This window comes from Novosphingobium organovorum, assembly GCF_022832435.1.
In the GTDB taxonomy this organism is placed as follows: Bacteria; Pseudomonadota; Alphaproteobacteria; order Sphingomonadales; family Sphingomonadaceae; genus Novosphingobium; species Novosphingobium organovorum.
This window is the reverse complement of record NZ_JALHLF010000103.1, coordinates 1-13,004: the sequence shown is the minus strand read 5'-3', so window position 1 is coordinate 13,004 and position 13,004 is coordinate 1. Positions and strand designations below refer to the sequence as shown.

The following is a 13,004-nucleotide window of genomic DNA, read 5'->3' as shown; positions in this document are numbered from 1 at the left end:
CGCCGCGAGCCAGGCCTCGGCCGCGCAGCGCGCGGGACGCGCCGCGCGGCAGGGGCCCGGCGTTGCCTACCGCTTGTGGGAAGAGGCCGCGCACGCCGGACGCCCGGCGTTCGACCCGCCGGAAATTCGCGTCAGCGATCTGGCGCCGCTCACGCTCAACCTCGCGCAGTGGGGAGCGGGCGATGTCGCGGCGATGGCCTGGATCGATCCGCCACCCGAACCCGCGATGGCGGCGGCGCGGCGCGAACTGGAAGCGCTCGGCGCGCTCGATGGAGGCGGGCGGATCACCGCGTTCGGCCAGCAGGTCGCGCAGTTGCCGATGGCGCCGGCGCAAGCGGCGATGATCCTCCACGCCTGCGTTTTCGGGGCCGAGGGTATGGCCTCGCGGCTGGCGCTGCTGCTTCAGGAACGCGGGCTGGGCGGACGCAGCGAGGACCTGTCGCAGCGTCTGGCGCGTTGGGACGCGGACCGCTCGGGGCGGGCGCAGGCGGCGCGCAAGCTCTCCGAGGGCTGGGCCCGGCGCGCGCGCAAGCTGGCGGGAGCGGCGAGCGAGCCTGAGAACGTACCGCTCGGCGTGCTGCTCGCGCTGGGCCAGCCCGCGATGCTCGCGCGTCGGCGCGAAGCGAGTGGGGAGAACTGGCTGTCGGCGGGTGGGCGCGGCTACACGCTCGACCCGGCTTCGCCGCTTGCCGCGCGCGAATGGATGGTGATCGGCGATGCGCAGGGGCAGGCGCGCGGCGCGCGGATCGTGGCGGGTATCCCGCTCGAGCCGGGCGAGGTCGAGGCCTGGCTTGCGGACCGGATCGAGCGCCGCTCGGTCCTTCGCTGGAATGAGGCCGAGGGGCGGGTCGAGGCGCGCCTGGAGCGGCGGGTGGGGGCGATCGTGCTGGCCACCGGGCCCGATCCCGCGCCCGATGCAGAGGCCATTTGCGCCTTTCTGGTCGAGCGTGTGCGGGCCAGGGGGCTCGAGCTCGTACCGCTGGGCAAGGCGAGCCAGGCGCTGCTGCGCCGCGCGCGCTATGCGGGCATTGCGGCGCTGTCGGATGCAGCGCTGCTCGCCGATCTCGAGGTCTGGCTGGCGCCCTTGCTCGGGCGGCGCCTCGAGGCGCTCGACAAGGCGGCGCTGCACGAAGCGCTACGCAGGCGGCTGACCTGGGACGACCAGCAGGCACTCGAGCGGCTGGCCCCGGCGGAATTTCGCAGTCCGGCAGGGACCGCGCACGCGATCGATTATGAGGACGAGGGCGGGCCGAGCGTGGAAGTGCGCGTTCAGGCGCTGTTCGGGCTCGACCGGCATCCGGGCTATGGTCATGAAAATCGCCCGCTTCTGCTCAAGCTGACCTCACCTGCGGGGCGCCCCTTGCAGGCCACGCGCGATCTGCCCGGCTTCTGGCGGGGGAGCTGGAAGGATGTCCAGCGCGACATGAAGGGCCGCTATCCGCGCCACCGCTGGCCCGACGAGCCGTGGACCGAAAATCCCAGCCTGAAAACCAAAAACGCTTTCGAGCGCACGCGGGGTGCATGATTTGAACTTGATTTCCGGCGCGATTCGGAGGCAAAGCGCTTGTCATGAGTGCACGCATCTATCAGCGCCCGAAGAACGCCATGCAGTCGGGCAAGGCCCTTCTGGACCAGTGGGTCCTTGAGTTCGAACCGGCTGAGGCCAAGAAGCCCGACCCGCTGATGGGTTGGGCTGGCTCGGGCGACATGAAGCAGCAGCTCCAGCTGCGCTTCCCCAGCGCCGAGGACGCCAAGGCCTACGCCGAGCGCTACGGCATTGCCGCCGAAGTGCACACCGTGCCGCCGCGCCGCCTCAAGATCCAGGCCTACGCCGACAACTTCCGCTGAGCGGCGGGGTCGCGATCGGCCCGGTCCGGCTGGCTTTCCCCCCTCGTGTCGCGCGGGTGTGGGAAGAGGGCTTGCAATCCGGAAAAAGCCTCGCCATAGGGGCCGCCGGGAGTCGGATGGACGTTTGCGTTCGCCAACCTGGTCAGATCCGGAAGGAAGCAGCCACAACGGATTGCGGCGGGTCATTCGGCTCCTTTTGAAAACAGCGCCTTTGGGCGCTGTTTTTGTTTGTGCGGCCCGAATGCGCCCGTTCCGGCCCGTTTTTTGTCCGTCTGGCGCTGTCCAGACTGTGGAGCACGCCGGTTCGGGACTGACATTGCGGCGCGCTGCGCCTAGTCTGGCGCGCGATGATCGATTCACAGGACACTTCCGGCGACACCCCGCCCTGGGACACCGAGGACGAGGGGGACGTGCCCAGCGCAGCCGAGCTCGAGGCGGCGGGCCAGGGCTCGATGTTTGGCGATCCCGCTCCGGCTGCGGTGGACGCTCCCGTCGCGCCGGTGCCCGAGCCGGTGTCCGAGCCGGTGCGCGAATCGGCCGCTGCCCCCAAGGCTGCGGCCGCACCTTCGGCCAGTGCGGTCCCGGCGCAGCCTTACCGTGTGCTCGCGCGCAAGTACCGTCCGCAGACATTCGACGAGCTGATCGGCCAGGAAGCGATGGTGCGCACGCTCGCCAACGCGATCAAGCGCGACCGGCTGGCCCACGCGTTCCTGATGACCGGCGTGCGCGGGGTGGGCAAGACCTCGACCGCGCGGCTTATCGCCAAGGCGCTCAACTGCATCGGCCCCGACGGGCAGGGCGGTCCGACGATCAGCCCCTGCGGCGTGTGCGAGCCGTGCCGCGCGATTGCCGAAGGGCGCCACATCGACGTGATCGAGATGGACGCGGCGAGCCACACCGGCGTCGACGACGTGCGCGAGATCATCGAGGCGGTGCGCTACGCGGCGGTCTCCGCGCGCTACAAGATCTACATCATCGACGAAGTCCACATGCTCTCGCGCAACGCGTTCAACGCCTTGCTCAAGACGCTTGAGGAACCGCCCGCGCACGTGAAGTTCCTCTTCGCGACGACCGAAGTGGACAAGCTGCCGGTTACCGTCCTCTCGCGTTGCCAGCGCTTCGACTTGCGCCGTATTCCGACCCCAATGCTGGCCGAGCATTTCGCGGGCATTTGCGCGAAGGAAGGCGTCGAGGCCGAGCCCGAAGCGCTGGCGATGGTCGCGGCCGCCGCGGAAGGGTCGGTGCGCGATGGTCTCTCGATCCTCGACCAGGCGATCGCGCACGCCGACCTTGACGGTGAAGGCCAGGTTCGCGCCGAAAAGGTGCGCGACATGCTCGGCCTCTCGGACAAGAGCGTGCAGCGCGAACTGCTGGCCCAGCTGCTCGACGGCAAGGGCGCGGGCGTGCTGGACATCGTGGCGCGCCAGTTCGCGCTCGGTGTCGAACCGGTGGCGCTGCTGCGCGGTCAGATGGAACTGGCCCACCGCATCGCGCTGGCGCAGGTCTCGGGCGCCGAACCCGACGCCCATTCAGCGGAAGAGCGCGCGGCGATCGCGAGCTGGGCGCAGACGCTCACCGCCGGGCAAGTCCACCGCTTGTGGCAACTGCTGCTCAAGGGGCACGAAGAGGTCAAGAGCGCGCCCGATCCGCTGGTCGCCGCGCAAATGGCGTTGCTGCGCATCATGCACGCGAGCGACATGCCCGATCCCGGCGCGCTGGTGAAGCGGCTCGAGGGCCTGGCCTTGCGGATCCAGACTGCGCCGGCGCCTGTGTCGGCGCCGACCGCGCCCGCTCCGACGACGCCTGCTGGCAGCGCCGCCATGCCAGTTCCCGCGACCTTGACGCATGGGGCCGGTGGCGAACCTGCGGCCCGCCCTCTGGACGAGCCGGCGCCAGCCACCTCCGCAACGCCGGAAGTGCCGACAGCTGCCGATGCCGCGCCATCACCGGCCGCCGTGCCTGCCCCCGCGCCGAGTATGGCTCTGCCCGCGCATCTCGTCGCCGAGAAGTGGGACAGTCTGGTCGACGAGGCGGAGGAATTCGCCGGGCCCACCGTCGCCAACATCATGCGCATGCAGGTGCGCGTGATCGAACTCGCGCATGGTCTGTTGCGCTATGAACACGCGCCCGGTTTTCGCGATGACATTACCGCGCTCTTGCGCGATGGCCTTGCCAAGACCACGGGGCAGCGCTGGGAAGTCGAACGGCGCGAGAGTGGCGGTGCGCCGACCATCGTCGAGCGGGCCGAGGCGGCGAAAGTCGCAGCCTCACAGGCGCTGCGCGCCGCGCCGCTGGTGGAGGCGACCCTGGCCGCCTTTCCCGGCGCCGAACTGATTGAGGACGAACGGCCCGCAGCCATCGGCGGTGGCGGCAGGGGCCGGAACTGGAGACGTTGAAATGAAGTCGATGGAAGAAATGATCCAGGCCGCGCAGAAGGCGGCCGAGACGATTCAGAAGCAGATGACCGAAACCCAGGCCAAACTCGATTCGATGGAAGTCGAAGGCCTCTCGGGTGGCGGCCTGGTCAAGATCCGCTGCTCGGCCAAGGGCCGGGTGCTTGGCGTCGCGATCGACGACAGCCTGATGCAGCCCAGCGAAAAGGGTATGCTCGAGGACCTTATCGCGGCCGCCTACAACGATGCGCGGGTCAAGGCGGATTCGGTCGCCAACGAGGAAATGGGCAAGGCGCAGTCGGGCATGGGCCTGCCGCCGGGCTTCAAGATGCCGTTCTGATCGCCTTGTTTTTTCCGCCTGCCGGCCGCGATGCGCGCGCGCCCGACAGGCGGCCACGACGGGAGCGATGCCGCGCGGGTTAGGGGAAACGCCCCTGGCTGTTTCAGCACTTCAACAGGGTTTGGGGTGTAGGTCCATTGCGCAATGGTAATTCGCTCCCATATCGTGGGTCACTTAACAGTTCGGGGCCGTTTCGGCCCCTCGCGCGCAAGACCAGATGGATAGCCCTTTGAACCTACTTCCCCTCCTTCCGCTTCGCGATATCGTGGTCTTTCCCGGCATGGTCGTGCCGCTGTTCGTGGGGCGCGAAAAATCGGTCGCAGCGCTCGAGGCGGCGATGGCGGGCGACAAGGACATTTTCCTGCTCGCCCAGCTTGATCCGGGGTGTGACGATCCCGATCGCGATGATCTTTACGACACCGGCGTGATCGCCAGCGTCCTTCAGCTGCTCAAGCTGCCCGATGGCACCGTGCGCGTGCTCGTCGAAGGGCAGGAGCGCGCGCGGCTCGAACGCCTGCGCGCCGAGCAGACCGACGATGGCGAGATGCTCGTCGCCGAAGTCGAGAAGATCGCGGCGGTCGAGCCCGACAGCACCGAAACCGCCGCGATGATGCGTTCGGTGATTGACCAGTTCAACGAATACGCCAAGCTCAACAAGAAGCTGAGCCAGGACGCGGGTGAGCAGCTCGACGATATCGAGGATGCCGCCAAGCTGGCCGATACGGTCGCCGCGCAGCTTTCGGCCAAGGTCTCCGACAAGCAGGCCGTGCTGTCCGAGGACGATCCGCTCAAGCGGCTCGAGATGGTCTTCTCGTTCATGGAGGGCGAGCTTGGCGTGCTGCAGGTCGAGCGCAAGATCCGTGGCCGCGTCAAGCGCCAGATGGAGAAGACCCAGCGCGAATACTACCTGAACGAACAGCTCAAGGCGATCCAGTCCGAGCTGGGCGGCGGCGAGGGCGATGAAGCCAACGAGCTGCAGGAACTTCAGGAAAAGATCGAGAAGACCAAGCTTTCCAAGGAAGCGCGCGAAAAGGCCAACGCCGAACTCAAGAAGCTCAAGTCGATGCAGCCGATGAGCGCCGAGGCGACCGTCGTGCGCAACTACCTCGACGTGCTGCTGGGCCTGCCCTGGGGCAAGAAGAGCAAGCTCAAGCGCGATATCTCGACCGCGCAGGACGTGCTCGATTCCGATCACTACGCGCTCGACAAGGTCAAGGACCGCATCATCGAATATCTTGCGGTCCAGGCGCGCACCAACAAGCTCAAGGGGCCGATCCTGTGCCTCGTGGGGCCTCCGGGCGTGGGCAAGACCTCGCTTGGCAAGTCGATTGCCAAGGCGACGGGCCGCGAGTTCATCCGCCAGTCGCTGGGCGGCGTGCGCGACGAGGCCGAGATTCGCGGCCACCGGCGCACCTACATCGGCTCGCTGCCGGGCAAGATCGTTTCGAACCTGCGCAAGGCGGGCAAGTCCAACCCGCTGTTCCTGCTCGACGAGATCGACAAGCTGGGTCAGGACTTCCGCGGCGATCCGGCTTCGGCGCTGCTCGAAGTGCTCGATCCCGAGCAGAACGCAAAGTTCCAGGACCACTACCTCGAACTCGACATCGACCTGTCGGACGTGATGTTCGTGTGCACCGCGAACAGCCTCAACCTGCCGCAAGCGCTGCTCGATCGCATGGAGATCATCCGTCTGGAGGGTTACACCGAGGACGAGAAGGTCGAGATCGCCGAGCGTCATCTGGTGGCCAAGCAGATCGAGGCACACGGGCTCAAGGCGGGCGAGTTCACGCTGACGCAGGAGGCCCTTCGCGACCTCATCCGCTACTACACCCGCGAAGCGGGCGTGCGCACGCTCGAGCGTGAAGTCGCGCGTCTGGCGCGCAAGTCGCTGCGCCAGATCCTTGAAGGCAAGGCGACCAGCGTGACGATTACGCCCGAAAACCTCGCCGACTATGCGGGCGTGCGCAAGTTCCGCCATGGTAACTCGGAAGAGGAGAATCAGGTCGGTGCGGTGACGGGTCTGGCCTGGACTGAAGTTGGCGGCGAACTGCTGACCATCGAAAGCGTAACGGTTCCCGGCAAGGGCGAGATCAAGGCCACCGGCAAGCTGGGCGAGGTGATGAACGAATCGATCCAGACCGCCTGGAGCTTCGTGAAGGCCCGTTCGACCGCCTATGGCATCAAGCCCAGCGTGTTCGGCAAGCGCAACATCCACATCCACCTGCCCGAAGGCGCGGTGCCCAAGGACGGGCCCTCGGCGGGTATCGGCATGGTCACCTCGATCGTTTCGACGCTGACCGGGGTCGCGGTGCGCCGCGACGTGGCGATGACCGGCGAGGTCACGCTGCGCGGCCGGGTGCTGCCGATCGGCGGGCTGAAGGAAAAGCTGCTGGCCGCGCTGCGCGGGGGGATCACCACGGTGCTCATCCCCGAGGAAAACAGCAAGGATCTTGCCGAGCTTCCGGCCAATGTGAAGGAAGGGCTCGAGATCATTCCGGTCAGCCATGTCGACGAGGTGCTGTCGCGCGCGCTCGCCGAGCCGCTGACCGCGATCGAGTGGAGCGATGCGGACGAACTGGCCGCCGCGCCCGCGCACACCCCGTCGACCGGGGCGACCGCGCACTAACAGGATTGCCCTCGCGCCGTTCTGGCGCAGGCTGTGGAACACGCGAACCCCGGCAGGGCGTCACAGCCCGTGCCGGGGTTTCGTCGTTTCAGGCGGCGCGGGCTGTGGGAAGGCGGGCGCTGGCTCCGGCGCCTTTGCCGGTATCGAATCCGGCGACGAGGCGGGCCAGTTCCTCGGCTTCCTGCGCCAGTTGGCGGGCGGTGCCCGAGCTTTGTTCGACCACCGCGCCGCTGTGGCCGAGCATCCGGTCCATTTCGGCGATGGCTTCCTTGATCTGGTTGACCTCGCTCGCCTGGGTTTCGGCGGATTGGGAAATGGCGCCGGCAAGCGTGTTGATCTCGCTCACCCGTTCGACGATCTGGCGCAGCATCGCGCCGGTTTCGGCGACGAGCGAAACACCGGTCTTCACTTGTTCGCTGCTCTTGGTGATGAGCGCGCCGATGTCGGTCGCGGCCTGTGCCGAGCGCTGGGCAAGCGCGCGCACTTCGGTGGCGACGACGGCAAAGCCCTTGCCTGATTCGCCCGCGCGTNCGCTGCTCTTGGTGATGAGCGCGCCGATGTCGGTCGCGGCCTGTGCCGAGCGCTGGGCAAGCGCGCGCACTTCGGTGGCGACGACGGCAAAGCCCTTGCCTGATTCGCCCGCGCGTGCGGCCTCGACCCCGGCGTTGAGCGCGAGGAGGTTGGTCTGGAAGGAAATCCCGTCGATCACCGAGATGATCTGCGTGATCTCGCCCGAGGAGTGGTCGATGGCCTGCATCGCCTCCACCGCGCGCTCGACCACCTGGCCGCCTTCGTTGGCGACGCGTTCGGTCTCTCCGATCCCGCGCGAGACGCGCCGCGCGCCGCGCGCGGTTTCCTGCACCATGTCGGTGACGCGGCCCATCGCCTCGCTGGTGCTGCGCAGCGAGGCCGCCTGGCGGTGGGTGCGCTGCGAGAGGTCATCGGTCGCGCTGTTGATCTCGCCCGCGCTCGTGCGCACGCGCGCCGCGACGCTGGAGACCACCTCGATGGTCTGGTTCATCGCCGCGACCGATCCGTTGAAGCTTTCGCGCAGCGGTTCGTAATCCTCGCGGAAGCGCGCATCGATGCGGCAGGTGAGGTTGCCGCTGGCCAGTTGCGCCAGCCCGTGGGTAATCTGGTCGACCACTTGCGCGGTCTCGGCGAGATCCTGGACGAGTACGAGCAACGCGTCCTCATCCGCGATGCGGGTCGGGATCAGGGTCACGAGAATGCGCACGAGCGTGCCGTCGCGGCGCTGGTTGTGCCATTCGAAGCGCGCGTGCCCGGCGCGCTGGGCCTCCTGCAGCCGCTCGCCGACGTGGACCGGGGAGGGGCGGCCATCGGCTTGCACGGGAGCCGAGAAGTCGAGCGGGCTGGCTCCCATGATCCGGCTGCGCGGCGCGTCGTAGATCCGTTCGGCGGCGGGATTGCAGCCGATGAAGGCGCCGCCGCGCATGATGAGCATGCCGTCCGGTGACAGCGCGAAGAACATTTCGGCCAGAGCGGCATCGTTCGTGACCGGGCGGGTCCGCTTGCGGAACATCGTGGGGTGCTCCCATTCGCTTTGGCCCGCTTGTGCCATGGCATGGTGCACGTCTTGCCTAAGCGGGGCTGGTAAAAGGTCCTTAGGTGCAATGCCGGATCGTGCGCGATAGCGCACGTTCGTTATCGATGGCGCGCTCCGTGCGAAACGAAGTTCGTGTATTTTTCGTAATTTACGCAATCAAACCGCATGGGCGCTTGTCAAGGCGTGGCGGACCCTGTAACGGCCCGCCTTCGCGTCGGGCAAATGTCCGCCTGCGCGTTTTTGCTAAAAGGATCTTGAAATGGGTTACCGGGTAGCCGTCGTCGGCGCGACCGGAAATGTCGGCCGCGAAATGCTGAGCATCCTTGCCGAGCGCGAGTTCCCCTGCGACGAAATCGCAGCGGTCGCTTCGTCGCGTTCCACCGGCTCGGAAATTGATTTTGGCGAGACCGGCAAGAAACTCAAGGTCAAGAACATCGAGCATTTCGATTTCACCGGCTGGGACATTGCGCTGTTCGCGGCGGGCTCGGGCCCGACGGCGATTCACGCGCCCCGCGCCGCCGCGCAGGGCTGCGTGGTGATCGACAACTCGTCGCTCTACCGCATGGACCCGGACGTTCCGCTGATCGTGCCCGAAGTGAACCCCGATGCGATCGACGGCTACACCCAGCGCAACATCATCGCCAACCCCAACTGCTCGACCGCGCAGATGGTCGTGGCGCTCAAGCCGCTGCACGATGCCTTTGGCATCAAGCGCGTCGTCGTCTCGACCTACCAGTCGGTCTCGGGCGCGGGCAAGGCGGGCATGGACGAGCTGTTCGAGCAGAGCCGTGCGATCTTCGTGGGCGATCAGGTCGAGCCGCGCAAGTTCACCAAGCAGATCGCCTTCAACGTGATCCCGCACATCGACGTCTTCCTCGACGATGGTTCGACCAAGGAAGAGTGGAAGATGGTGGTCGAGACCAAGAAGATCCTCGATCCCAAGATCAAGCTGCACGCGACCTGCGTGCGCGTGCCGGTCTTCGTGGGCCACTCCGAAGCGCTCAACATCGAGTTCGAGCGTGAGGTTTCGGCGACCGAAGCGCAGGACATCCTGCGCGAGGCGCCGGGCATCATGCTCGTCGACAAGCGCGAGGACGCGGGTTACGTTACCCCGATTGAATGCGTGGGCGACAGCGCGACCTACATCAGCCGCGTGCGCGAAGACCCGACGGTCGAGAACGGCTTGGCGCTGTGGTGCGTCTCGGACAACCTTCGCAAGGGCGCTGCGCTCAACGCGGTGCAGATCGCTGAACTGCTCGGCCGTCGCCACCTCAAGAAGGGCTGAGCGTCTCTTCCAGGCGGAACTTCGAACAAAGGCCCGCGCAGCGATGCGCGGGCCTTTCTCGTTGAACGAAGACGTTTCCAAGCGGGCACTCGCCCTTTGCCTCATCCCAGCCGCGCCAGCAGCGGCGGCCCGAGCGTAAGGAGCCCGATCGCCCCGGCCGCGAGCGCGGCGATGAGGACGGCGCCGGCGGCAATGTCCTTGATCCGCCCGATGGCCGGATCGAACGCGGGGCAGATCCGGTCGCACAGCGCCTCGATCGCGGTGTTGACCGCCTCGGCAAACCACACCAGCGCGATGGCGAGCACCAGCCAGCGCCAGTCGTCGGCCCCCAGGTTCAGCACCAGCGCACAGGCGATGACGGCGATCGTCGCGGCAAGGTGGAGCCAGGCGTTGTGCTCCTGCATCAGCAGAACGCGCAGCCCCCTCGCGGCGTAAGTGACGCTCTTCAAGCGCGCGGTAAGCGCGAAACGGGGGCGTGTGCGCTCGGTTTCGGGAGGAAGAGGCATCGCGGTCAAAAGCTCCGGATGAGAGGTGGGCGCAGGATAGGGAGCGCGCTCGCGGGGGCAAGCCGGTTTGCACCGTGGCCGATGCGCGCCGGGAAAACACCGCGTGGATCGGCACTTTTTTGACTTCGCGCAAGGCGACAGGGCCTCGCGTACAGGCAGGAAAGGGGCACACGAGGAGACCCACGCGATGGCAAAGAGCAATTTCGAGGATTGGCCGCAGATGGCCCGCGCGCTCAATCCGGCGATTGGCGAGCTCAGGAAGAGCACGCCCGGCCCGATGCAGGCCTTTTCCGAAATGGGACAGGCGGCGCTGGCGCCCGGCGCGCTCGATACCAAGAGCAAGGAGCTGATCGCGCTGGCGATCGGGGTGGCGGTGCGCTGCGCCCCATGCATCACCTATCACGCCTCGGGCGCGCAGCGCGCCGGGGCGAGCCGGGAGGAAATCGCCGAAGCCATGGGGCTGGCGGTCTACATGGGGGCGGGGCCTTCCGCGATGTACGCCGCGCAGGCGCTCGAGGCGTTCGATCAATGGGCCGAGAAGGCAACGGACTGATCGGGGCGCCGCGCGTGGACGCAAGCTGAACCTCGAGCGTTCCCGCACGGCCTTGAAAGATCCGCCGCCACGGCCCAAAGACGAGCCGGGAGAGGCAGGAGCGCGCCGCCATCGCACGCGTTCCTGCCTCTTTTTGGTTGGCCACAAAAGCCGGACGAGCAAAAAGAGGTTGTGCGCGTGAGTGAGATCGAGACCCGGTTCATCGAAGGATTTGCCGATACCCGGCTGGCCGTCCACTGCACGGGCGATGCCTCGGGGCGTCCGTTGGTGCTGCTGCATGGGCTGTTCTCCAGCGCTTACGTCAACTGGATCAAGTATGGCCACGCGGACCTTCTCGCCGCGGCGGGCTTCCGGCTCTACATGCCGGACCTGCGCGCCCACGGCGAGAGCGAAGCGCCGCACGATCCGCGCGCCTACCCCGAGGACGTGCTGGTCGCCGACCTCAAGGCGACGATCGCCGAACTCGAGCTGAAGGACTACGATCTGGGCGGTTTCTCGCTTGGCTCGCGCACCTCGGCGCGCGGCGTGCTGGCCGGGCTCAAGCCGCGTCGGCTGGTGCTGGCGGGCATGGGGCTTTCGGGGCTTGCCGGGTGGGCGCGGCGTTCGGCGCATTTCATCGACGCGATTGACCGGTTCGGTTCGATCGAGCGGGGCGATCCGGCGTTCATCGCGCAGGCCTTCATGAAGACGATGAAGATCGATCGCGAGGCCGCGCGCCTGCTGCTGGGCTCGGTCGACGATACCGCGCCCGAGGCGCTGGGCGCGATCACCATGCCGACCTTGTGCGTTTGTGGCGGCGACGACCGGGACAACGGTTCGGCGCCCGAACTGGCGCAGACACTGCCCGACGCGCGCTATGTCGAGACGCCGGGCAACCACATGTCGTCGGTCACGTTCAAGGAAATGGGCCGCGCGATCGCGCAGTTCCTCGCCGAATAAGCGGCGTAACGGCGGTGCGGGACCTCCACCATGCCCGCACCGCCGTTCCCGCGCTTCCTTCGCCCCCGAATTAGAGCGCGGGGCGGGGCGCTTCGCCGCCGGATTGTCCGGCGGGCAGGGCGCTCCATACACTGTCGCGCGGGCCGCTGCGGGCGCGGCGCAAGGTGGCTTTCCAGGCCCAGCCGAGCAGTCCGGCCAGGATCAGCGCCACACCGTCCACCGCCCGGACCCGTTCGGGATGAAATCCCGCGCAGGCCAGCGACATGGCCGGGATCGCCAGCATGGCAAGCGCGGCGCCGGGCAGCAGCTCGATTGCGCCGCGCGCCGAACCACGCAGCAGCGCCCAGCCGACGAAGGCGAAGAACACCGCATGGTAGATCGCGCTGTGCAGGCCCGGTGTCGCTGCCGTGCCGAGCGGCTTGGCGGCCGCCAGCGTCACTGCAACGCCCGCGATAGAGCCCAGCGGCACGCCGACGGTGAGCGCGCCCAGGATGCAGGTTGCGCGCGTCTGCTCGACCGCGCCCGCCTTGCGTTCGCGCCGCCGGCGGCTTTCGACCCAGAGCAGGTTCCCGGTGTAGAAGATCACCGCGCCGCTCAGGCCCAGCAGGAAGTAGGCCCAGCGCACCGGAGCCCCGCCAAAGCTGCCGAAGTGCAGCGTGAAGAAGGCGGTGAGCGTCGCGCCCCAGCCGTCCTGGCGCCCGCCGAGATAATCCGCGCCGGTGACCGCGCCGGTCGCCGGATCGAGGATGGCGAGGGTGAAGTTCGGCCCGCGCAGGCCATAGCGCGGGTCGCTGCCCTGGACGCGCAGGCTCGGCTTGCCGTCGCGGCCCTGGCCATAGGCCAGGGTCAGCGGGGTGAAGCCGGGAACTTCGCGCGCGAGGCTCTGGACCACGCGCTGCGGGCTGGCCATCGCGACGCTGCCCGTCGCCGCGCTGTCGGCCGCAGCG

General features: G+C 67.7%; 10 protein-coding genes, 1 other RNA gene and 2 pseudogenes. 9 read left to right on the top strand and 4 right to left on the bottom strand.

All coding sequences use genetic code 11. The features are described from left to right. The 6 genes from MTR62_RS17415 to lon all read left to right on the top strand — a co-directional run. On the top strand, positions 1-1,525 hold a 1,525-nt coding region (locus tag MTR62_RS17415; protein WP_327194428.1), incomplete at its 5' end, for an ATP-dependent helicase C-terminal domain-containing protein. Positions 1,526-1,569: 44 nt separating this feature from the next. Further along, positions 1,570-1,848 (top strand): ETC complex I subunit, encoded by a 279-nt coding sequence (locus MTR62_RS17410; protein ID WP_244023306.1) that lies wholly within the window; start codon positions 1,570-1,572, stop codon positions 1,846-1,848. A gap of 105 nt (positions 1,849-1,953) precedes the next feature. After that, an RNA gene (gene ffs / locus MTR62_RS17405) (signal recognition particle sRNA small type) lies at positions 1,954-2,048 on the top strand. 147 nt (positions 2,049-2,195) lie between these two features. Further along, positions 2,196-4,244, top strand: coding sequence for a DNA polymerase III subunit gamma/tau (locus MTR62_RS17400; protein ID WP_244023304.1), 2,049 nt, complete (start codon positions 2,196-2,198; stop codon positions 4,242-4,244). 1 nt (position 4,245) lies between these two features. Beyond that, positions 4,246-4,581 carry a YbaB/EbfC family nucleoid-associated protein gene (locus MTR62_RS17395; RefSeq protein ID WP_244023302.1) on the top strand — a complete coding sequence of 112 codons (336 nt, stop codon included), beginning with the start codon at positions 4,246-4,248 and terminating at the stop codon, positions 4,579-4,581. 217 nt (positions 4,582-4,798) lie between these two features. After that, positions 4,799-7,207, top strand: coding sequence for an endopeptidase La (gene lon / locus MTR62_RS17390; protein ID WP_244023300.1), 2,409 nt, complete (start codon positions 4,799-4,801; stop codon positions 7,205-7,207). A gap of 88 nt (positions 7,208-7,295) precedes the next feature. Here the strand turns inward: lon and MTR62_RS21715 are convergent. Together MTR62_RS21715 and MTR62_RS21710 are read right to left on the bottom strand one after the other, a co-directional pair. Further along, positions 7,296-8,165: pseudogene (locus tag MTR62_RS21715) on the bottom strand (methyl-accepting chemotaxis protein); the annotation flags it as partial. Positions 8,166-8,378: 213 nt separating this feature from the next. Then, a pseudogene (locus tag MTR62_RS21710) lies at positions 8,379-8,672 on the bottom strand (PAS domain-containing protein); the annotation flags it as partial. 361 nt (positions 8,673-9,033) lie between these two features. Between MTR62_RS21710 and MTR62_RS17380 the strand changes: the two are divergent. Continuing rightward, on the top strand, positions 9,034-10,059 hold the full coding sequence (locus tag MTR62_RS17380) for an aspartate-semialdehyde dehydrogenase (protein ID WP_244023296.1): 1,026 nt from the start codon (positions 9,034-9,036) through the stop codon (positions 10,057-10,059). 101 nt (positions 10,060-10,160) lie between these two features. On the opposite strand, the gene MTR62_RS17375 is transcribed toward MTR62_RS17380, so the two are convergent. Next, positions 10,161-10,565 (bottom strand): diacylglycerol kinase family protein, encoded by a 405-nt coding sequence (locus MTR62_RS17375; protein WP_244023294.1) that lies wholly within the window; start codon positions 10,563-10,565, stop codon positions 10,161-10,163. Between the two features lie 187 nt (positions 10,566-10,752). On the opposite strand from MTR62_RS17375, the gene MTR62_RS17370 reads away from it, so the two are divergent. Then, positions 10,753-11,118, top strand: coding sequence for a carboxymuconolactone decarboxylase family protein (locus MTR62_RS17370; protein WP_244023292.1), 366 nt, complete (start codon positions 10,753-10,755; stop codon positions 11,116-11,118). Positions 11,119-11,295: 177 nt separating this feature from the next. Then, positions 11,296-12,057, top strand: coding sequence for an alpha/beta fold hydrolase (locus MTR62_RS17365; protein ID WP_244023290.1), 762 nt, complete (start codon positions 11,296-11,298; stop codon positions 12,055-12,057). A 70-nt stretch (positions 12,058-12,127) separates the two neighbouring features. On the opposite strand, the gene MTR62_RS17360 is transcribed toward MTR62_RS17365, so the two are convergent. Continuing rightward, on the bottom strand, positions 12,128-13,004 hold an 877-nt coding region (locus MTR62_RS17360; RefSeq protein WP_244023287.1), incomplete at its 5' end, for a PepSY-associated TM helix domain-containing protein.